We start from the raw sequence: 20,055 nt of genomic DNA, 5'->3' as shown, positions 1-20,055 counted from the left end.
TTCTGGACGCAGTACCGCCACGCCGAACCCCACGCCTAACCCCACGCCGAACCCCACGCCTTCCGCCACGCCTACCAGCACGAACCTAAAGGGAACGTTTACAGCCTGAAAAAATAGACCTACAGCTAGAGGTGTAACTACTGTTAAAACTAATCCTTGGAAAACCAACTGACGTTGAATAGCATTTTGACGTAATAACTCCCATCGCTTCCGCCAATTCATTTCCCTTTTAGGAATATACCTACCGCCAAATCTGTCCACATACCACCGCAAAGCCTGGGGAAAGAAAAACACCCAGTACAAAAGGCGCAGATAATCTAAGGGGTTCCACAGCGAGAGAGGACGCCTCAACTTGGGCGCTAAGTCTAGGCGGGGTACAGGGGTCATTATTCAACCTCCATCATCACCCGCGAAGAACCTAACCCCCCAGCCCCCTTCCCTATGAGGGAAGGGGGAGTAGGAGTAATCTTGCTCCCCTCCCCTCGTAGGGGAGGGGTTGGGGGAGAGGTCAAAGTGGTGTTATTCATTGCACACCCTCCACATACCGCGAATAAGTTCGATAACACAATTGCATCAGTTTGCGAGGATGTCCGCCACTTTCTTGGATGAGTTGGATGATTTCCTCCTCAGTAAAACTCACAGAATTGTTAGCCAAACGGCTGGTAATAAAAGCACGGGCGCTGATTTCATCCCAAGGTTTCATATTTTCTTCTTGGCAAATACCTGCCAGTGGAGATGTTTTGCCGTTATCCTGACTGTCGTTAAATAGCTTGTCCAGAGGTTCGCTAGCAGCTAAAATCAGCCGCAAAGAAGCATCACGCCCTTCGGCTAAACCACGCAGTTGATCTCTTACTTGGCGAGTGAATCCGTCCCAGGTAAACTTTCCTAAATTATCTATAGCCAATAGCACTCTTTTATCTCGTAAGTTACGAGTTAGCTGATAGCCTTTACTCTCAGGTATACCTACCTTGTCGCACAAAGCCATATAGAATTCATCTTCATTATGAACTCCATCATTTAAGTCTAGAAAAACTGGTTGACGTGCTGATTGCAGGTGATTGTTCGCTTGTTGGTAAATCACCCATAACAAAGATGACTTGCCCATTCCCTCTTCTCCTATAAGAGCCACACTGCTACCACTGTTAAGAACTTCAAATACCCACTGGATTTCGCGTTCCCGTCCAAAAAACTGTTGCGGATTTTCTATTCTGCCGTTTTGGGGCATGAAGGGATTATGATTTTGCTGTGATAGATAAGGTGACTGTGATTCCTCCCGTTCTGCTGGATTGGTTAGTTCTGCAATTGGTTTTTGGGAAGGTGAAACTTGTACCGAATACTGTTGATATCGGTATTCTATTGGATTTTTAAAATTTTTCTTACTAACTATTATTTCTAAATCTTCTGTGATTTTTTTACATAAATTCGCGCCGGCTTCTCTCACATATTGATCGCTGTGATGAGTTTGAGCAACAATTTGTGAGTAAGTTTGATCTGCCCATATCCCTAAAAAGAGCTTTTCTTCTAATTCATTTAAAACTTGCTTTCTATTTTCCGCAAGCAGTCTATTGATGAATGCTAACGCTTCTTGTGAGTTCATTCAGTGTAATTGAATTGGCAGAGTAAATTTTAAAATTAGCTATTAGTGTAATACTTTACCCTACAAACCTACATTTGCCTACTTTCCCCTACAACAATTTAATCACTCAAGCTTCCTACTAACGCCTACCTATAGAACCTGTGTCTCAAGTGATTATGGTGTTACAGCAAAAAAGTTAAGGAGTTTGAGAAATGAAAACAACTTTTAGACAACAGCTTATACTTGCTCTTATCGCTGCCACTGCCACCATAGCAACTGTCGGAGTGCCTGCCATAATGGGGCGTGACAACAAGCCTTCTTCAGAACCAAAGCCCTCTTTTACTCTCACTTCTACAACATGTGACAAAGTTATTGCCGCTAAAGTATGCGTTGATAATCTCACGGTGCAGGTTAATAGTGATGAACCTAAAGTAGTGACAAATCGCGATCGCATACCTCTAAAAGCTAAAGATACTCTAAGATTATCAAACCTCAGCTATTGCATACCATCTCAAGCTCTAGTCAATCGAATAGAAGTAAAAGCGTATCTGTTTAAAAATGGAATTGAGAGTTATGAAAATGGCCTTTTCACTTCTAGTAACTTCCCGATTAATGCTAGTTGTCATAATATTGGGAACTTCCAAAAAAGCTGAAAGCTTGAACCAGGACAGCACCGAGTCAACATACCCATTATCAAATATGTTGGCAGCAACAGAATTGTTGACAATACTTTCTACTTTATCTTGGATGTTGGGCAGTAATTTCAGTTGCCTGTACACACAAGTCATCGAATCAAAACAAAAACCTCACCCTGTCAAGAAAGGACATCCCTCTCCTTAGTAAGGAGAGGGACAGGTTTTGCGTAGCATAACCAGGGTGAGGTTTTTGATTACTGAATCGATGCTCTAATATCGAATTCGTGGATCTACATAGGCATTTAAAATATCAATCAAAATGCTGGCACTCACGACGATCGCACCAAAAAAGACTAGCACTCCTTGGACTGTGGGATAATCGCGATCGGCGATCGCTTGATACAATCTATTCGCTAACCCAGGCCAAGAAAATGTTACCTCTGTCAAAATCGCCCCACCCAACAGAGACGCAAAAGTTAATCCTAAGACTGTAATTACTGGAATTAGGGCATTTTTTAAGGCATGGGAGGCTAAAATCTTATTTTCACCAATACCTCTGGCTCTAGCTGCTTCTACATAATCTGCTTGCAAGGTTTGCTTTAAGTTCACTCGTACAATTCGCTCAAAAATCCCACTGAGCAAAATTCCTAGTGTGAGACTCGGTAGAGCAAGATGGTGCAAAGATGTGAAAAACTGGGTGAAATTTCCACCGAGTAAGCTATCAATTGTATACAATCCAGTCACAGGCGTGGGAGCCGGAAGATTAGGCGGAAAGCGGTTGGAATTAGGAAACCAACCCAATTGGACTGAGAAAATCAACTGCAAAAGCATTCCCGCCCAAAACATGGGGAGTGCATAGGTGATGATCCCAAATAAGCGCCCACCGACATCGAAATATGTTCCAGGACGAGAAGCCGAAAGAGTCCCAACCGCAATTCCGATGATGAGTGCAACCGCCATACTACATACTGCTAACTCCACCGTCGCCGGAAAATATTGTCCAATTATGTCCCAAACATTCTCTCCCCGACTCAACAAAGAACTTCCCAAGTCAAAACGCAGTATGCTTCCCAAATAATTGAGGTACTGTAACCACAAAGGAAGGTTTAAACCAAGTTGTTTTCGCAATTCTTCTTTAGCTGCTTCTGGCGCACGTCCACCAAGAATTGCATCTGCTGGATCTCCTGGTGTTGCTCTCAGTAAGAGAAATACAATGGTGATAATCGTTAATAGCTGAAGTGGTGCGAGAAGCAACCGAGAAACAATGTAATATTGTAAAGCTTTAGAGCGAGACATAAGCAATTCAAAATTCAAAATTCAAAATGCAATTTTTGAAAGGATCTTGGCTATTGACCGGATGCGAAACATATTTACTTAAAAACCAAAAGTCAAAATTAAAAATATTGAACATAACCCTTTCAAAGTGACTTATAAAATCTCTTTATTCTCTCTGCGCTCTCTGCGTCTCTGTGGTTAAAACGTAATTAAATTAACTACAAAGGCGCAGAGAACACAGAGGTTAAAGGTTAAAGAGTAATTTCTTATCCCCTTGACTTTTTAACTACTTTTTAATTGTCTGGTAAATCAAAATTTGGGTGGGGTTAAGTTGTATGCTGTTCACACCTTTTTGGGCAAATACATAGTCTTTGCTTTGCCATAAGGGAACGTAAGGTACATCGCTAGTTACTTGCGTTTGAATTTCTGTAAAAATTTTCTGACGCGCTTCGGGGTTTTGTTCTTTGCGTTGCTGATCAATCAGTTTATTTATGGCTTCGCTATAGTAAAATGAACCCTGAGTTTGACTGCCTCCATCTTCGCATCCTTTAGCAGCTGAACCTTTGTCACAAGACAAAAATGGTTGGACGTAATTATCTGGATCTAAAAAGTCTGGATACCAATCAAGTAAAGCTGCCGGATACAAACCCTTAGCAATATCTTTAAAGAAGGCTGGCCCTTCGGCGGGGGTGACTTCAAATTGTAGGATTCCATCCATCTTGACATCGACAAGCGATTTAAGTGTCTGTGCTGCCAAAGTACGAGTAGGTGAACTAGAAGGATACCAAATTTGTACTTTTGCGGGATTTTCTTTGGAGAAACTAGCAGAAGTTAACAATTTTTTCGCTTGATCAAAGTTAGCATCACCATACTTATCTTTAAATAATGGTTGGGAAACATTGAACGTCGTGGGAATCATACTATAAAGCGGATCTGCTTGACCAAGCAACGCCCGCTCATTTAAAAGTGGACGGTCAATTATTGACGCGATCGCTTGTCTTACCTCTAATTTATCTAAAGGCTTTTGATTTCGATTTAATACCAGATAACTTACTACACTACCTTCAGCTGCGATCGCTTGCCAATCCCCTTTTTTACCACCTTCTTCCAAGCTGCGATTTTGATCTGGCTGTAGTGACAGATAAGCTACATCGACTGCGCCTGTACGGAAAGCATTAAACAAATTAACCGGACTAGTTTGAATTTGGAGGTTAACACCCTTGTTAGCTGGTTTTTCTCCCCAATACTTATCAAACGGATCAAATCGGATTGAATCAGTACCATACTGTCCTAATTTGTAAGGGCCAGTCCCCACAAAAATATTCGGCTTAAATTTACCAGCACCGAGTTCGTAAGCTTTTGGTGAAACTGCACATACCCCAGGAAACGCCAACAGTGAGGGAAACGCTGCAAAGGGCTTTTTCAGCTTAATTGTTAACTCATACTCGCTTGTAGTTTTTACCGAATCTACTATATCAGCTAGTAAAAATGAGGGTTTTCCTTTATTTTCAATAAAGCGCTGGATTGTAAACGCCATTGCTTGGGCATTGAAGGGAGTCCCATCATGAAAAACCACTCCTTGACGTAAGGGGATGGTATAAGTTAAGCCATCTTGACTGACTTTGGGTAATGCTGTAGCTAGCTGCGGCTTAATTTCCGTACTTCCTGATTCGTAGGTGTAGAGGCGATCGCTCATATTAAACACCAAACCTAAGGATGCTAACTCATAAGCATCAGCCGGATCAAGGGTTCTCGGCTTTGCTGTTGTACCTATAGTAATACGACCATCACCTGTAGGGCTATTTACAGAACCGGATGGCGGCGTAGAAAGCTTAGGACGAGGAGCGCAACTAACAACTAAAAATAAACATAGACAGAACAAAGATAGGAATTGTGTAATCCGACCCCACCGTTTCACGGACAAGGAAAACCAGGTCATGGCAATAATATTTTTGAGATCAGCGGTCAGTAATTTTACTACATTTGTGACTATTTTGCTGAATCTTCATAAATATAGTGGTTCTCGGTTCTCGTACCCTGCCTTAAGCCGCTACGCGTCTATGGATGGAACACCCGCTTTGGTTGGCAATGCCGATGGCTAAGTATATACGTATAAAAAAACAGAACTTACACACTCAAGTGAGAGAAAACTTGTTCTACATTATGACTCTGTAACCTTCTAAATCAAAAATTTGTGGCGGATGCTCAACTTCATGGTTAAAGGACTGACAAAAAATAAATTATCCAAAATTATTTGTACATTTCTAATAGGAGCGCAAGGTCTTGCGCCCCTACTATGGGATGTTTTTTAACTGGAAGTCCCTAAATTTATTGCTACTGTGCGATGTCTACGATGGTCACTGAGCGGCTGGTGAGCGCACTTGTACTGAGCGCAGCCGTAAAGCCTGCGGCATAGCTACGCCCTAAGCGCCAGCCTCTCGCAGAGAAGTAGTTAAACCATGTCGTTGGCGCAGCGTCTCGTAGAGAAATGCGGGCTACTTGGCGTCGCACTATTTGTGACAAAAAATCATTGACAAAATACAGAAATTTACATTTGTTAAGTACTGAAAAATTTTTATTTAATTAAGATTTTAAACATTGGCTGAATTTGTCGTAAATTCATAGTTACTAGCGAATAGATTTGTTAAGCTTTGACCTTAGTCCAAGTAATGTACATTAAGACGGGAGCATGTTACCGCTTGGACATAACTACCTGTTGAGCGATTTTTCATAGAGATTGGGTGCATGGTTTTACTTAACAAATCTAGTGTTTATACATTAGCGAAATCAAGCGATCGCGATATCGTGAACAGCAGATTGAAAGTCTAATAGTGAGACTAAGACCGTGAAGTATTTCTTTCTATCTGAAGGATGGGCAGTTGCTAGAGTCTGGGCATCTGATGGACTCTGGCAAATAACTGCATGGCGACGCCAACCAGATATTCAGCGAATGAATATTTGCATAGTGGAACAAAACGAATTGCTATGGCTTTATCGAGTTGAAGAAGCCGTTTTAACCGTGGAAGTTAAACCAACAACACCAGCAATCGCCAGTAGGACTATAGGTCAAGTAGTACTCAAGCGTTTGATGAGCGCTGAACAGGTAATTGAACGCCTGGGTACGGCTGAGACGAAATGTCAACTGCAAAACATCCAATTGGTGGTTCAGTAGGATAGGCATTGGGCATTGGGTAAATACTTACTGCAACTTTTCCTCTGCCCTGTGCCCGCTCATCTCACCTCGTAAAGAAAAGATAAGCAAATTTAATCTATGATGGGTATTGGTAGCGAAAAAACTTGGAGATGCTACGCGATCGCATCAATTTACACGCTTGCAAACAATTCCATCAATAGTTACACTTTTTAAAACATTCTCATTTTTGCTTGGCGGTGGCTACCCTACAAGGTAAACCTCCCGAAGCGAGTAAGCATTGCCTCATCTCCCACGCTGTCTGACTTATAAGACTAAGCTATGGTAGAACTCTGGCTCTGGCAATAACAAAAAACAAGAGAGAGTTTTCTGAGTGGCGACTTTCGTTTCTCAGAATCTCAGTAAGAAAATTGCTTTGTAAACTAACTCATCGAGGAGGAGCGTAGTCAATGGGACTACCCTGGTACCGAGTACATACAGTCGTTCTGAATGATCCAGGGCGGCTGATTTCTGTACACCTGATGCACACAGCCTTAGTAGCAGGCTGGGCTGGTTCGATGGCACTCTACGAACTAGCTGTTTTTGACCCTAGCGATCCAATTCTCAACCCGATGTGGCGTCAAGGGATGTTTGTCCTGCCCTTCATGTCACGTTTGGGCGTCACCCAATCTTGGGGTGGTTGGAACGTTACTGGTGGTCCAGCAACTGATCCTGGCTTCTGGTCATTTGAAGGCGTTGCTGCGGCTCACATTGTTCTTTCAGGTCTATTGTTCCTAGCCGCCGTATGGCACTGGGTTTACTGGGATTTGGAACTCTTTAGAGATCCCCGCACTGGTGAACCCGCCCTAGACTTGCCAAAAATGTTTGGCATTCACCTGTTCTTATCTGGTCTACTTTGTTTTGGCTTTGGTGCTTTTCACGTCACCGGACTATTTGGGCCGGGGATTTGGGTTTCTGACGCTTATGGAATAACTGGGGCTGCCCAAGGAGTAGCACCGGAATGGGGTCCAGATGGTTTTAACCCATATAACCCTGGTGGGATTGCGGCTCACCACATTGCTGCTGGTGTTGTCGGTATTATTGCAGGCTTATTCCACCTCACAGTCAGACCCCCTGAACGGCTCTACAAAGCCCTACGGATGGGGAACATTGAAACAGTACTTTCTAGCAGTATTGCAGCAGTCTTCTTTGCTGCTTTCGTTGTTGCTGGTACTATGTGGTACGGTAACGCCGCCACTCCGATCGAATTGTTTGGCCCTACCCGCTACCAATGGGATCAGAATTACTTCCGTCAAGAAATTCAGCGCCGCGTCCAAACAAACGTTGCCCAAGGTGCAACCCTTGACCAAGCTTGGTCGGGGATTCCCGAAAAGCTGGCTTTCTATGATTACGTCGGTAATAGCCCCGCTAAAGGCGGTCTATTCCGTACAGGGCCTATGGTCAAGGGTGATGGTATTGCCCAGTCTTGGCAAGGTCACGGCGTATTCAAAGATTCTGAAGGACGGGAATTGACCGTGCGTCGTCTCCCCAACTTCTTTGAAACCTTCCCAGTGATTTTGACCGATGCAGATGGAATTGTCCGCGCTGACATTCCCTTCCGTCGGGCAGAATCTAAGTACAGCTTTGAGCAATCTGGTGTCACTGTCAGTTTCTACGGTGGTGATCTAAACGGTAAGACCTTTACAGAACCAGCTGATGTGAAGAAGTATGCCCGTAAGGCTCAAGGCGGTGAAATCTTTGAATTTGACCGGGAAACCTTGAACTCTGATGGTGTATTCCGCACCAGTCCTAGAGGTTGGTTTACCTTTGGACACGCCGTATTTGCCCTATTGTTCTTCTTTGGTCATCTCTGGCATGGCGCTCGGACAATCTACCGAGACGTATTTGCTGGTGTTGATGCGGATCTAGAAGAGCAAGTTGAGTGGGGTCTGTTCCAGAAAGTGGGTGACAAATCAACCCGCCGCAAGGAAGCCCTTTAATTTCAGTGCTGAGTTATGAGTCCACAGTTTTGAGTTAAGGCTCTGACTCAGCACTAAGAACTTTAATTACTGGCTCGATAGGCAGGAACTTATAAATATGGAAAGCGTTGCGTACATCTTGATTTTTACTCTGTGTATAGGTACTCTATTCTTTGCGATCGCATTTCGCGAACCACCTCGCTTTGAGAAACCAAAAGATAAGTAGAGCCTATTACTAGACCTGGAAGCGAATTTAATGTTAGTATCCGTTGTTACTAATTGTGGTAGCAACGGATATTATTGTTTTTGTCCTTTGTTGGTTTTAACTACTAAGTAAATGACCAACCATTTTAATATTGTGATATAATTCCCAATCTTGGGAGGAGATATGTGTTAATACTAGCTTTTCTGCGCTAGGATGAAAAAGGATGTGTTATGTAAGCTGCCATAAAACTGCTTGTGTAACATACATCGCGCTTGTGGCACAACCTTTACGGAGACTAGAACCGGGAACAAATAAGCATGGTCAATCAGAATTTAACCGCTACAGAAATTGGATTCACTCACGAAGATTTCGCTGCTCTACTTGACAAATACGACTATCATTTTAGCCCTGGTGATGTTGTCCCAGGAACAGTTTTCAGTATAGAGCCGCGCGGCGCTCTGATTGACATTGGTGCTAAAACCGCAGCATATATACCTATACAAGAAATGTCTATTAACCGGGTAGATAGCCCGGAAGAAGTCTTACAGTCAAACGAAACGCGAGAATTTTTCATTCTTACCGATGAAAACGAAGATGGTCAATTAACTCTTTCCATTCGCCGTATTGAATATATGCGGGCTTGGGAGCGCGTGCGACAGCTGCAAGCAGAAGATGCTACTGTCCGTTCTGGTGTGTTTGCAACCAATCGTGGCGGAGCATTAGTACGGATTGAGGGATTACGTGGCTTTATCCCTGGTTCCCACATCAGTACCCGCAAACCTAAAGAAGAATTGGTAGGCGAAGATTTGCCATTGAAATTCTTAGAGGTGGACGAAGAACGTAACCGCCTAGTTCTATCTCACCGTCGGGCGCTGGTTGAGCGGAAGATGAACCGCTTAGAAGTTGGTGAAGTAGTAATTGGTACAGTTCGTGGCATCAAACCCTACGGTGCTTTCATCGACATTGGCGGCGTCAGTGGCCTACTGCACATTTCTGAGATTTCCCACGAACATATTGACACACCTCATAGCGTGTTCAATGTCAATGATGAAGTGAAAGTTATGATCATTGACTTGGATGCAGAAAGGGGTCGGATTTCCCTATCTACCAAGCAACTAGAACCCGAACCCGGAGACATGATTAAAAACCGGGATTTGGTCTACGATAAGGCAGAAGAAATGGCTGCTAAGTATCGTGAACAGCTCTTAGCCAAGCAACAAGGTGCTACTGCTGCGCCTGCTGCAACTGTAGAAGTTGTTGCAGAAGAAGATATTCCACCAGCTGCGGAACTTGAAGAAGAGATTCCACCAGCTGTAGAACTTGAAGAAGAGATTCCACCAGCGACGGAAACTGAAGAGGAAATTCCAGCAGCTGCAGAACTTGAAGAAGAGATTCCACCAGCGACGGAAACTGAAGAGGAAATTCCAGCAGCGATTGAACAATAATACATTTATAGTTTTACTTGTCTTTAAGTAAGAGTATTAAATCATTATATAAAGAGGGTTTTTCCCTCTTTTTTTATGTGGAGAATTGGCCAAAGTTAGGAATAAAAACTCATAACTAAATAAGTAGGGTGAAATATTGTGGCAACTATTAAATGTGGAAATATCACTTTTGATAATATCCAGGCAATTATATTTGACAAAAATGGTACTCTAGAAGATTCAGAAACGTATTTGCGATCGCTCGCACAAAGGGCAGCGAGGCTGATAGATGCTCAAGTTCCCGGTATTGGGGAACCGCTATTAATGGCATTTGGCGTCAATGGTAGTAGCCTAAATCCAGCAGGTTTGATAGCGGTGGCGAGTCGCCGCGAAACAGAAGTTGCATGTGCGGCATATATTGCCGAAACTGGAAGAGGATGGTTTGAGTCCTTAAAAATAGCCACTCAAGCTTTGGATGAAGCAGAGAAATACATTGAACAAACTCCTTCACCGCTGTTTGTGGGTAGCTTAGACTTATTGAAATACTTACGGGAAGGGGGTTTGAAACTTGGCATCCTCTCAGCTGCGACAACTGAAGAAGTACATAACTTTGTAGCGAATCACCAATTAAATGATTATATCCAATTGGAAATGGGAGTAGATGAGGGGCCGAGTAAACCAGATCCAGTACTATTTTTGCAAGCTTGTCAAGCCTTGGAAGTAGAACCAGGCGCTACATTGATGGTGGGTGATTCAGTTGGTGATATGCAAATGGCACGTAATGCTAAAGCCGCAGGTTGTATTGGTATCACTTGGGTGGGTAAATCGGATAACATCCGAGGTGCGGATGTGGTGATTAATCAACTTGATGAAATCCAGATTTTAGAAGATTAATTTATAACTGTTTTTATATTGCGTGAAGTACAGCAATTTATAGGGTAGCACAGCTGTCCTACCCTACTAGAGCAAAATATCTTGTTTATATCATACTATTTATGGCGTATTAATTGCTCCTCACAGTTGCTAAAGCCATGCAAAACACAAAAACGACGTTAAAATTTTGCCTGTGGACAGTAGAGGAATACCACTGGATTGCTGAGGCTGGGATTTTTGGTGCAGAGCGCTGTCTCACCGCTATGCGTCTACGTACTTTCTTACAAGAATTTGTCAAAATTTGCGAAATATCTATCTTTGGATAGATAGAATATACTTCTCAGGTGACATACTGTAATTATCGACACATTATTTTTGTAGCAATTCTCAATTGAAGAAAAATTCAGAAGTCAGAATTTAGGAGTCAGAATCAATTAATGTGGGATTCAAACCCACCACTTTTTTGTTGATCGCTAAATCGTTCGCGTAGCGTCTTCAAAGGAGAAGATTTAGTGGGGGTCTTAAACCCATTTATTCATCTGCCAGTCGTACAGAATTCAAGTGGAGAATTCTGACTTCTGACTCCTAAATTTATTTCTGATAAGTGAAATATGCTGATAAATAATTTCAGAGCCAGAAATTCATTGTTTTTTACTATTTTCTGTCTCCTTTAACCAGAGCATATTGCACACAACTAAGAATTGCTATAAATCCCCAAACCCCAAAGAGACTGCTGGGTAAAATTCCTTTGTTTAAAAATATCTTAGGAATTTGAAATTGCAGCTAATGTACACAGTAGATTACACGTTTTTGCGGAGTCCTTACTATGAAGAAAATTTTAACTGGTCTGATTTCCAGCTTGACGCTACTAAGTTTAAATGTTGTGGGTTTATCTCAGGTACAGGCTCAAACAGAAGGATTTACATTTCAAAAAGTTCCAGTAACTCTTTTTGGAAATGGTTGCCCAAAGGGAACAGCAGAGGGAATTTTGGTTGGAGATACTCTTTCAGTAACATTTTCCGAATTTGAAGCTAAAGCTGAACCTCCTAAGGTTGTATCAGCATCCTGCAATCTGCGGATCGGTCTGAATGTACCTTCTGGAATAAACGTTCAGCCGATTAACGTCAAGTATCTTGGCTTTGCAGATGTGCCTAAAGGAGGCAGTGCAAACCTGAATGTTAGAATACTATTTCAAGGTCAAATAGTTCCAACTACCAATAATCCAAACGCAACGTTTCCAGCTGGCTTCTCAGATGTTTGGAACAAAGATGTAGGTATTACATTAGGCACAATAAATGCATGCAAGAAGCCAGTGAGTTCGATTTTTGGTATCAATACAAATCTGACGGCAAGAGCTAAAGATGTATCAACTAAACCTGAAGGTCTAGAAACCCAAATCCAAATTGATACAATCGACACAACAATCGGCCCTGTATTGTACCAAATCAAGTTTGCTTTTACTCCTTGTTAAGTTTTTTTAAATGCATAATCTGCATTGAATTTTTTACAAAAGCTGATGCCTCTAAGAGGATGTTTTAAAAGTCCCGGTGGCTCAGGTCAACTGCGACGAAAAAAATAAGGTTTCAACCATGTCCTGAGATAATTACCCGTGCTTTATCAGGAGAGCAAAATACCGTTTTTAAACATCCTCTAAAGTTGCTTTACCAAACTTATACAAAGATTTCTTCCAATCGCCTTGAAGAAATCTTTGGCTCTCTGTTTGGAAAAATAGTATTGGTAATAAAATGGCAATTCTTAAATAAATGAATACGCTGATAAATAATTTTACAGCCAGAAATTCATTATTTTATCCTATTTCTGTCTGCCTTAATCAGAGCGTATTGCAAACAATTAAGAACTGCTATGATTCGCCAAACCCTAAAGAGGATGGTGGGTAAAATTCCTTTGTAGTAGAAGTATCTTAGGGAATTTTAAGTTGCAGCTAATTTGTACAAGAAATTACACGTTTTCGCGGAGTCTAAAAATATGAAAATTTTAACTGGCCTTATTTCTAGCTTGACGCTACTGAGTTTAAATGTCGTGGGTTTATCTCAGGTACAGGCTCAAACAGAAGGATTTACGTTTCAAAATGTTCCAGTAACTCTTTCGGGAAATGGTTGTCCAAAAGGAACAGCAGAGGGAGTTTTAAATGGAGACACCCTTTCAATAACATTTTCTGAATTTGAAGCTAAAGCTACACGTCCTAATGTTATATCAAAATCCTGCAATTTGCGGATCGGTCTGAATGTACCTTCTGGATTTAACGTTCAGCCGATTAACGTCAAGTATCTTGGTTTTGCAGATGTGCCTAAAGGAGGCAGTGCTGACCTGAACGTGAAACTACTCTTTCAAGGTCAAGTAATTCCAACCGACGATAATCCAAACCGAACGTTTCCGGCTAGCTTCTCAGATGTTTGGAGCAAAGATGTAGGTGTTACATTAGGCACAATAAATGCATGTAATAACCCAGTGAGTTCGGTTTTTGGTATTAATTCAACTCTGACGGCAAAAGCTTCAGGTGTACCAAGTAAACCTAAAGGTCTAGAAACCCAAATCCGAATTGATACAATCGATACAACAATTGGGCCTGTATTGTTCCAAATCAAGTTTGCTTTTAATCCTTGTTAGGTTTTTAAATGCATAGTTAGTTTTGCATTTAATTTTCCTAAAAGCTACTCACTCTAAAGCTGCTTTACCAATTTATCGAAAGATTTATTCTCATCTCTCTGAATAAATCTTTGACTCTCTGTCTTGATAAATAGTTAGGTCAAATCAAAGTAGCTGATAAATCTAACTAAATCACAATTTGCAAAACATCTGTCTTTGGATAGGTAAAATATATTTGTCTGTGATTTATAGTGTTCTCAAAACTTATCGTAAGGGCAATTCTCAATTGAAAAAGAATTCCGAAGTAAGAATTCAGAAGTAAGAATTCAGGAGTCAGAATCAATCAGTGGAAGGTTTAGTCCCATTATTATATTGTTGAACACTAAATCGAACGCGAGTGCATCTAAAAAGGAGAAGATTTAGTGGGGTCTTAAACCAATTTATTTATCCCCTTGTAGACTCGCTACCGCTGCGCTATCCGCTAGTAGCACAGAATTCAATTCTGAATTCTAAGTCCTGACTCCTGAATTATTTTCTGATAACTGAAATCCTCTGATAAATAATTTCTGAGTCAGAAATTGATTGTTTTATCCTATTTCTGTCTCCCTGAACCAGAGCGAATTACATACATTTTATGGCTGCTATAAATCCCCAAACCCCAAAGAGGCTGCCAAGTAAAATTTTTTTGTCTAGAAGTATTTTAGGAGTTTTACATTCCATCTAATATTTATAGGAGATAGAAGTTCCAATTATTGATAATCCAAACGCAACGTTTGGGCTGGATTCTCAGGTACTTGGAGCAAAGATGTAGGTATTGTATTAGGCACAATAAATGCATGTGAAAACCCAGTAAGTTCGATTTTTGGTATCAATTCAACTCTGACGGCAAGAGCTAGAGGTATACCTGCAAATCAAGAAACCCAAATCCGAATTGATAAAATAAACACAGCAATCGGTCCTGTATTGTTCCAAATAAAGTTTGCTTTTAATAGTTGTTAGATTTTTTAAATGCATATTCGGTTTTGCATTTAATTTTTCACAAAAGCTGAACTCTCTAAAGCTGTTTTATCAACTTATAGAAATATTTCTTCCAATCGGTCTGAAGAATTTTTTACTCTGTGTCTTGAGACATAAGTATTGACAACAAACCTGATAAGCTCTCCTTATTTGAGATGAAAGATATGAAAGTTTTAACTGCTCTTATTTCCAGTTTGACGCTACTGAGTTTAAATGTTGTGGGTTTGTCTCAGGTACAGGCCCAACCACAAGGATTTCAGTTTGAAAGTGTTCCAGTAACTGTTTTTGGAAATGGCTGCCCCTCGGGAAATGCCCAAACAAGTTTGAAAGCAGATACTCTGTTTGTAACTTTACCTTCATTTGAGGCTGTAGCTGTATATCCTAAGGTTGTATCAAAATCTTGCAATCTGAGAATTGGGCTTAATGTGCCTAAGGGGTACAAAGTTAAGCCCATTAACATCAAGTATGTTGGCTTTGCAAATGTGCCTAAGGGAGGCAGTGCTGACCTAAAAGTTAGATTAGTGTTTCAAGGCAAAGATGTTCCAAATTCTAGTAATAATCCAAACGCAAACTTTCCGTCTGGCTTTTTAAATGGATGGGTAAAAAATGTAGCTATTACACCAGATACAATAAACGCGTGTGCTAACCCAGTGAATTCGGTTTTCGGTATCAACACGAATTTGATAGCGCGTGCCAGAGATGCAGCAGCAGGGCAGCAAACCAAAGTTAGAATCGATCAGGGCTATCAAATTAAGTTTACTTTTACTCGTTGTTAGTAAGGGCAGATATAGCGGTGCGATGTAGAAAGTCAAATGTTAGAGGATTAAATAAATCCTCACAATAAATGAGTGAAAAGCCAGCGCACCAGCTTCAGCATCGTACTGTCCTGGTGCTTGGGTATATGCTTGTGCAACTATCTGATCAGCATCTACGATTACACAGCCTAGTGGTACATTCGGCAAACATTCTGGCAAGGCTTTTCTGCTGGAAGCTAAAGTAGTAAGCATAAATACTTACATATTGTCAATTAAATTGAATAAGACAGTGGAAAAGACTTCGCATCCTTTGGCTTCACATACACTCGCTGTTTGGCTTCTAACTCTAAGTCATTAAAGCGATCGCGTGTTAAATGCGCCGTCACTACTTGTCCATCATCGAAAGTTAATTCCACCTGAATTTCCCAACCCAAATGTACCAACCGGCTCACTGTCGCAGGTGTAGTGGTACCGTTGGCAACTTTTTCCAAAATCACATCTTGCGGGCGCAAAAATACTTGTGGGTGTGGCGTATCAAACCCGCTACTTTGAAAAATCTTCGAGGTGCTAGGTAATACATTCACTGGGCCAATGAAGCTCATTACAAATGCGGTGGCAGGATTATCGTAAATTTCTGCTGGTGTCCCCACCTGTTCCACACGCCCTTTATTCATGACCACAACTTCATCGGAGACTTCCATTGCTTCCTCTTGGTCGTGGGTGACGAAAACCGTGGTAACATGAACTTCATCATGGAGGCGGCGTAACCATGCCCGTAAGTCTTTGCGAACTTTAGCATCAAGTGCGCCAAAGGGTTCATCTAGCAGTAATACTTCTGGTTCCACTGCCAATGCCCTTGCTAATGCTACCCGTTGTCTTTGACCACCAGAAAGTTGTGATGGATAGCGATCGCCTAGTCCAGTCAATTGCACCAATTCTAGTAACTGTTCTACCCTTCCCTTAATCCTCTTTGGCTGTGCCTTGCGAATTTCCAAGCCAAAGGCAATATTCTGCCTGACGGTCAGATGCTTGAATAGAGCATAGTGCTGAAACACAAAGCCAATATTCCGCTGTTGCACGCTTTGGTATGTAGCGTCCTTACCGGTAAGCAGGATTTTGCCGCTATCTGGCATTTCTAAACCTGAAATTAACCGTAGTAGCGTAGATTTACCTGATCCCGATGGCCCGAGCAACGCAACTAGCGAACCACTTTTAATTTCCAGACTGACCTGATCAACTGCCTTGAAACTCCCGAATTGTTTGGAGACGTTCTCAACTACTATGCCCACACTCTACCTCTGCAACTAAATCTACAGATCCTTGCTAGGATTACTGTGTCTTACATATACCATACATAATTATTTATAGATGAACAAGATTTAGCTACCGCAGCTACCGCGATCAAGGAAGCTACAATGATGAGCAAAGTGTGAGGAGCCTTGGGGTTGAAGAAATTCCCTAACCTGTTTCCCAAAGACTCGCCAAGAATCATCCAAAGATCGCGGCTTGTTCTTAAGCAAGGAAAATGGCGAGAGGTTAGATACAAAGGCGAAGAACGCACCGCATCAGGAGTCTATAATTTTATTGTCACTCTAGAAGGAATAGTATTTATTCGTAGAGCCAGCGCTAGGGTTGCAGATAGAGCAATTGGTCATATAGATTTAGCAAAGGGAGAGGATGTAAAATACGCTGGTCGGCTTTACTTTTCAGGACGCACTAATAGAGGAATCCTCCGCAAGTGGACTAATGAATCTGGACATTATCGACCTGGTGCTGAATCGATGAGTAACGCAGATTTACTACCTCAAGAACTTTTTCAGCCAGGTCAATTCAAAAGTCTAATTAGTCTCAATTTAATCACTGGTAATGATTAAGACACAACAGCCTCTCCCATGATAGATAGAAGATGGCATTTGGTAACATTGGGGTGTAATTAAATCGGATCATAAATATTATCAGATATTAATAGGTATAAAGAATATGGTTAGCCGATTTATTACTGATAAAGATTTTGAAGACCATAAATCTTTACAAAAGAAGCTGATGAGTTTACCAGAAGAAGCTCAGTTCGATGAGATCAACGCTATCTTAGATCGAGATTCTGTCATCGGTCTAAAGTTAGCTAATGCCATACTGAAGAATAAAAGATACTTTGAGATTCTGCTTGAGCGAGGAGTAGCAGAAGCAAATGCTAGTGAAGTAGAACTTTGGGTAAAGTATTTACTCCCGCGTCTTGGCTTCCGACGTTTTATGGCCATCCTATCTGACAAGTTATCAGAACATCCTCAGGAAGTACGTAAAGCTTCATACTGGTTACCAAAATTTTTACCAAAAGGTAATGTTCAGGCTGCAAGATTGCTCAAAGAGCTTTTGAATAAGGAGAAACAGATGTTAGGTGAAGAGTACAAAGCTGTTAGGACTTCAGGGCAAGTTTACAAGTTAATTTTAAAAATCAAGAATACAGGTGAATATGCAGTTTTTGGTGGATATCAATTAGGTAGTCAGGGTTCTAAAATAATCGTTGAAATTCTAAATCCAGAAGACTTATATCCAACTGGTGGACTGAGGGAAGTATCACCTGGTGATATAGAGATTCTCGATCCACAACCTTACAACGATTAATACTAAGGGTAGTAATTGGGCTGGGTTACAAAAATTATACCTGTAAATCTTCCACTAACCAAATTCTCCATTCCCCATCTCGCTTTTCGTATCGAAACATTAAGGAATATTGCATTTCAGGAGAAACCTGAAGGTAAAGCGCCAAATCACTAGAAAGACCGTGGTAGTATGCTCTCGGTAAATGTGAAGATTGGGAGAAAGACCTTTGACACTACGGGTTGCTGTTATTGGGTCAGGCCCTGCTGGTTCATCTGCCGCAGAAACACTGGCAGCCTCTGGGATTGAAACCTACTTGTTTGAGCGGAAGCTAGACAATGCAAAGCCTTGCGGGGGTGCAATTCCCCTCTGTATGGTGAGTGAATTTGACTTACCACCAGAGATTATCGATCGCCGGGTACGGAAGATGAAAATGATTTCGCCTTCCAATCGCGAGGTTGATATCAATCTGGTAAATGAAGAAGAATATATAGGAATGTGCCGCCGGGAAGTGCTGGATGGCTTTTTGCGGGATCGGGCGGCAAAAGTAGGCGCAAATTTAATAAATGCCACTGTTCATAAACTTGATATACCAGGAAACAATACTGACCCCTATACCATTCATTACGTTGAGCATACAGAAGGTATATCACAGGGTATTGCCAAAACCCTGAAGGTGGATCTAATTATTGGGGCGGATGGGGCTAATTCCCGCGTTGCCAAAGAAATGGACGCTGGGGATTACAATTATGCGATCGCTTTCCAAGAGCGAATTCGCTTACCCGAAGACAAAATGGCCTACTATAACGACCTCGCCGAAATGTATGTCGGCGATGACGTTTCTACTGACTTCTACGCTTGGGTTTTCCCCAAATATGACCACGTAGCTGTCGGTACTGGCACAATGCAGGTTAATAAAGCCAGCATCAAACAGTTACAAGCTGGTATCCGCGCCCGTGCTTCCGAGAAACTCGCAGGCGGTAAAATCATCAAAGTAGAAGCCCACCCCATTCCTGAACATCCCCGTCCCCGTCGTGTTGTTGGTCGCATCGCTTTGGTGGGAGATGCTGCTGGTTACGTTACCAAGTCCTCTGGTGAAGGTATTTATTTTGCCGCTAAATCTGGGCGGATGTGTGCCGAAACCATTGTAGAAGCGTCTAACAGTGGTAGCCGTATTCCTACAGAAAATGACCTCAAGGTTTATCTGAAGCGTTGGGATAAAAGATACGGACTCACTTACAAAGTGCTGGACATTCTGCAAACTGTGTTCTATCGTTCCAACGCCACCCGCGAGGCGTTTGTAGAAATGTGCGATGACCTCGATGTCCAACGGCTAACATTCGATAGCTATCTGTATAAGACGGTTGTCCCAGCTAATCCCATCACCCAACTGAAAATTACTGCCAAAACTATTGGTAGTCTAATTCGGGGTAATGCCCTTGCACCTTAATTGCGTGCAAAGGACTGGAAATTACTTTTGTGGGGTGGACATTCTGCACGCTCATGAATCAGGGCGGGCAAGATGCCCACCCCACAATATATATTTTTATCATTTGATAAGCTGTCGCGTCTTTACTTTTGCAAAGCATTCTTGATTTATCAAGAGTTACGGTGTCCAAAAAGTGCAACTTGTAGGCGCGACAGCTTAGTACAGCTTTGTGTAAAATCGTAGCGTTTTTAATGCAAGGGGACGCATTGGCATTGTCAGGCGATGCATTGGCATTGTCAGGCGATGCATTGGCACTGTCAGGCGATGCGTTGGCATTGTCAGGCGATGCATTGGCATTGTCAGGCGATACGTTGGCATTGTCAGTCGATACGTTGGCATTGTCAGTCGATGCGTTGGCATTGCAGGGTATTACCCCTAAAACGAATACTCATTCACCTCGACGAAGAAGTAAGCATAATAAAGCGATCGCTCCCGGCTGTTAAAGTCAGGTGAGCCACAGGTCTAGCGGTCGCTGTCAGGACAATTTAGGTA

At 42.0% G+C, this 20,055-nt stretch carries 20 protein-coding genes and 1 pseudogene; 14 read left to right on the top strand and 7 right to left on the bottom strand.

What is annotated here, in order from left to right; all coding sequences use genetic code 11:
* Together Q0541_RS24175 and Q0541_RS24170 are read right to left on the bottom strand one after the other, a co-directional pair.
* A pseudogene (locus Q0541_RS24175) lies at positions 1–387 on the bottom strand (ATP-binding protein); the annotation flags it as partial.
* Positions 388–523: 136 nt separating this feature from the next.
* Positions 524–1,597, bottom strand: coding sequence for an ATP-binding protein (locus Q0541_RS24170; protein WP_298916605.1), 1,074 nt, complete (start codon positions 1,595–1,597; stop codon positions 524–526).
* Positions 1,598–1,788: 191 nt separating this feature from the next.
* On the opposite strand from Q0541_RS24170, the gene Q0541_RS24165 reads away from it, so the two are divergent.
* Positions 1,789–2,229 carry a hypothetical protein gene (locus Q0541_RS24165; RefSeq protein ID WP_298916602.1) on the top strand — a complete coding sequence of 147 codons (441 nt, stop codon included), beginning with the start codon at positions 1,789–1,791 and terminating at the stop codon, positions 2,227–2,229.
* Between the two features lie 252 nt (positions 2,230–2,481).
* On the opposite strand, the gene Q0541_RS24160 is transcribed toward Q0541_RS24165, so the two are convergent.
* From Q0541_RS24160 to Q0541_RS24150, 3 genes are all read right to left on the bottom strand, one after another.
* On the bottom strand, positions 2,482–3,507 hold the full coding sequence (locus Q0541_RS24160) for an ABC transporter permease (protein WP_298916598.1): 1,026 nt from the start codon (positions 3,505–3,507) through the stop codon (positions 2,482–2,484).
* Positions 3,508–3,772: 265 nt separating this feature from the next.
* Positions 3,773–5,425, bottom strand: coding sequence for an ABC transporter substrate-binding protein (locus Q0541_RS24155; RefSeq protein WP_298916592.1), 1,653 nt, complete (start codon positions 5,423–5,425; stop codon positions 3,773–3,775).
* Positions 5,426–5,820: 395 nt separating this feature from the next.
* Complete coding sequence (locus Q0541_RS24150; protein WP_298916589.1) at positions 5,821–6,009, bottom strand: hypothetical protein; 189 nt, start codon at positions 6,007–6,009, stop codon at positions 5,821–5,823.
* Positions 6,010–6,331: 322 nt separating this feature from the next.
* On the opposite strand from Q0541_RS24150, the gene Q0541_RS24145 reads away from it, so the two are divergent.
* From Q0541_RS24145 to Q0541_RS24105, 9 genes are all read left to right on the top strand, one after another.
* Positions 6,332–6,658 carry a hypothetical protein gene (locus Q0541_RS24145; RefSeq protein WP_298916586.1) on the top strand — a complete coding sequence of 109 codons (327 nt, stop codon included), beginning with the start codon at positions 6,332–6,334 and terminating at the stop codon, positions 6,656–6,658.
* A gap of 428 nt (positions 6,659–7,086) precedes the next feature.
* Entirely contained in the window at positions 7,087–8,616 is a 1,530-nt protein-coding gene (gene psbB, locus Q0541_RS24140) for a photosystem II chlorophyll-binding protein CP47 (RefSeq protein WP_298916583.1), read from the top strand.
* Between the two features lie 97 nt (positions 8,617–8,713).
* Positions 8,714–8,821, top strand: coding sequence for a photosystem II reaction center protein T (locus tag Q0541_RS24135; protein WP_084227385.1), 108 nt, complete (start codon positions 8,714–8,716; stop codon positions 8,819–8,821).
* Between the two features lie 296 nt (positions 8,822–9,117).
* Entirely contained in the window at positions 9,118–10,245 is a 1,128-nt protein-coding gene (locus tag Q0541_RS24130) for a S1 RNA-binding domain-containing protein (protein WP_298916570.1), read from the top strand.
* Positions 10,246–10,383: 138 nt separating this feature from the next.
* Complete coding sequence (locus Q0541_RS24125) at positions 10,384–11,118, top strand: HAD family hydrolase (RefSeq protein ID WP_298916567.1); 735 nt, start codon at positions 10,384–10,386, stop codon at positions 11,116–11,118.
* 137 nt (positions 11,119–11,255) lie between these two features.
* Entirely contained in the window at positions 11,256–11,423 is a 168-nt protein-coding gene (locus Q0541_RS24120) for a hypothetical protein (protein WP_298916564.1), read from the top strand.
* Between the two features lie 500 nt (positions 11,424–11,923).
* Positions 11,924–12,568 carry a DUF4360 domain-containing protein gene (locus Q0541_RS24115; protein WP_298916559.1) on the top strand — a complete coding sequence of 215 codons (645 nt, stop codon included), beginning with the start codon at positions 11,924–11,926 and terminating at the stop codon, positions 12,566–12,568.
* A 515-nt stretch (positions 12,569–13,083) separates the two neighbouring features.
* The gene (locus tag Q0541_RS24110; protein WP_298916556.1) at positions 13,084–13,725 is read left to right on the top strand and encodes a DUF4360 domain-containing protein; all 642 of its coding nucleotides are present in this window, start codon (positions 13,084–13,086) and stop codon (positions 13,723–13,725) included.
* Between the two features lie 1,160 nt (positions 13,726–14,885).
* A complete protein-coding gene (locus Q0541_RS24105; protein ID WP_298916553.1) occupies positions 14,886–15,497 on the top strand; it encodes a DUF4360 domain-containing protein in 612 nt (203 codons plus the stop codon).
* A 39-nt stretch (positions 15,498–15,536) separates the two neighbouring features.
* Here the strand turns inward: Q0541_RS24105 and Q0541_RS24100 are convergent, their stop codons facing one another.
* Both Q0541_RS24100 and Q0541_RS24095 read right to left on the bottom strand, forming a co-directional pair.
* A complete protein-coding gene (locus Q0541_RS24100) occupies positions 15,537–15,728 on the bottom strand; it encodes a hypothetical protein (protein WP_298916551.1) in 192 nt (63 codons plus the stop codon).
* A 20-nt stretch (positions 15,729–15,748) separates the two neighbouring features.
* A complete protein-coding gene (locus tag Q0541_RS24095) occupies positions 15,749–16,765 on the bottom strand; it encodes a sulfate/molybdate ABC transporter ATP-binding protein (protein ID WP_298916548.1) in 1,017 nt (338 codons plus the stop codon).
* A gap of 156 nt (positions 16,766–16,921) precedes the next feature.
* Here Q0541_RS24095 and Q0541_RS24090 point away from each other — a divergent pair, with 156 nt between their 5' ends.
* The 4 genes from Q0541_RS24090 (at position 16,922) to Q0541_RS24075 (ending at position 20,006) form a co-directional block, all read left to right on the top strand.
* Entirely contained in the window at positions 16,922–17,350 is a 429-nt protein-coding gene (locus Q0541_RS24090) for a hypothetical protein (protein ID WP_298916545.1), read from the top strand.
* A 106-nt stretch (positions 17,351–17,456) separates the two neighbouring features.
* Positions 17,457–18,098 carry a hypothetical protein gene (locus Q0541_RS24085; RefSeq protein ID WP_298916543.1) on the top strand — a complete coding sequence of 214 codons (642 nt, stop codon included), beginning with the start codon at positions 17,457–17,459 and terminating at the stop codon, positions 18,096–18,098.
* 205 nt (positions 18,099–18,303) lie between these two features.
* Positions 18,304–19,524: a geranylgeranyl reductase gene (gene chlP, locus Q0541_RS24080; protein ID WP_298916541.1), complete on the top strand. Its 1,221-nt coding sequence runs from the start codon at positions 18,304–18,306 to the stop codon at positions 19,522–19,524.
* 230 nt (positions 19,525–19,754) lie between these two features.
* A complete protein-coding gene (locus tag Q0541_RS24075) occupies positions 19,755–20,006 on the top strand; it encodes a hypothetical protein (protein ID WP_298916538.1) in 252 nt (83 codons plus the stop codon).
* The last annotated feature ends 49 nt before the right edge of the window (positions 20,007–20,055 follow it).

Origin of the sequence: uncultured Nostoc sp., from assembly GCF_937863485.1 — a bacterium.
In the GTDB taxonomy this organism is placed as follows: Bacteria; Cyanobacteriota; Cyanobacteriia; order Cyanobacteriales; family Nostocaceae; genus Nostoc.
Note: the sequence above shows the minus strand (reverse complement) of the source record. Positions and strands in the feature narration are given on the sequence as shown.

What these genes read in the sequence shown, in the direction of transcription:
- Q0541_RS24170 (WP_298916605.1), bottom strand. Translation starts at nt 1,597, where the DNA reads ATGAACTCACAAGAAGCGTTAGCATTCATCAATAGACTGCTTGCGGAA.
- Q0541_RS24165 (WP_298916602.1), top strand. Translation starts at nt 1,789, where the DNA reads ATGAAAACAACTTTTAGACAACAGCTTATACTTGCTCTTATCGCTGCC.
- Q0541_RS24160 (WP_298916598.1), bottom strand. Translation starts at nt 3,507, where the DNA reads ATGTCTCGCTCTAAAGCTTTACAATATTACATTGTTTCTCGGTTGCTT.
- Q0541_RS24155 (WP_298916592.1), bottom strand. Translation starts at nt 5,425, where the DNA reads ATGACCTGGTTTTCCTTGTCCGTGAAACGGTGGGGTCGGATTACACAA.
- psbB (WP_298916583.1), top strand. Translation starts at nt 7,087, where the DNA reads ATGGGACTACCCTGGTACCGAGTACATACAGTCGTTCTGAATGATCCA.
- Q0541_RS24135 (WP_084227385.1), top strand. Translation starts at nt 8,714, where the DNA reads ATGGAAAGCGTTGCGTACATCTTGATTTTTACTCTGTGTATAGGTACT.
- Q0541_RS24130 (WP_298916570.1), top strand. Translation starts at nt 9,118, where the DNA reads ATGGTCAATCAGAATTTAACCGCTACAGAAATTGGATTCACTCACGAA.
- Q0541_RS24120 (WP_298916564.1), top strand. Translation starts at nt 11,256, where the DNA reads ATGCAAAACACAAAAACGACGTTAAAATTTTGCCTGTGGACAGTAGAG.
- Q0541_RS24115 (WP_298916559.1), top strand. Translation starts at nt 11,924, where the DNA reads ATGAAGAAAATTTTAACTGGTCTGATTTCCAGCTTGACGCTACTAAGT.
- Q0541_RS24110 (WP_298916556.1), top strand. Translation starts at nt 13,084, where the DNA reads ATGAAAATTTTAACTGGCCTTATTTCTAGCTTGACGCTACTGAGTTTA.
- Q0541_RS24105 (WP_298916553.1), top strand. Translation starts at nt 14,886, where the DNA reads ATGAAAGTTTTAACTGCTCTTATTTCCAGTTTGACGCTACTGAGTTTA.
- Q0541_RS24100 (WP_298916551.1), bottom strand. Translation starts at nt 15,728, where the DNA reads ATGCTTACTACTTTAGCTTCCAGCAGAAAAGCCTTGCCAGAATGTTTG.
- Q0541_RS24085 (WP_298916543.1), top strand. Translation starts at nt 17,457, where the DNA reads ATGGTTAGCCGATTTATTACTGATAAAGATTTTGAAGACCATAAATCT.
- Q0541_RS24075 (WP_298916538.1), top strand. Translation starts at nt 19,755, where the DNA reads ATGCAAGGGGACGCATTGGCATTGTCAGGCGATGCATTGGCATTGTCA.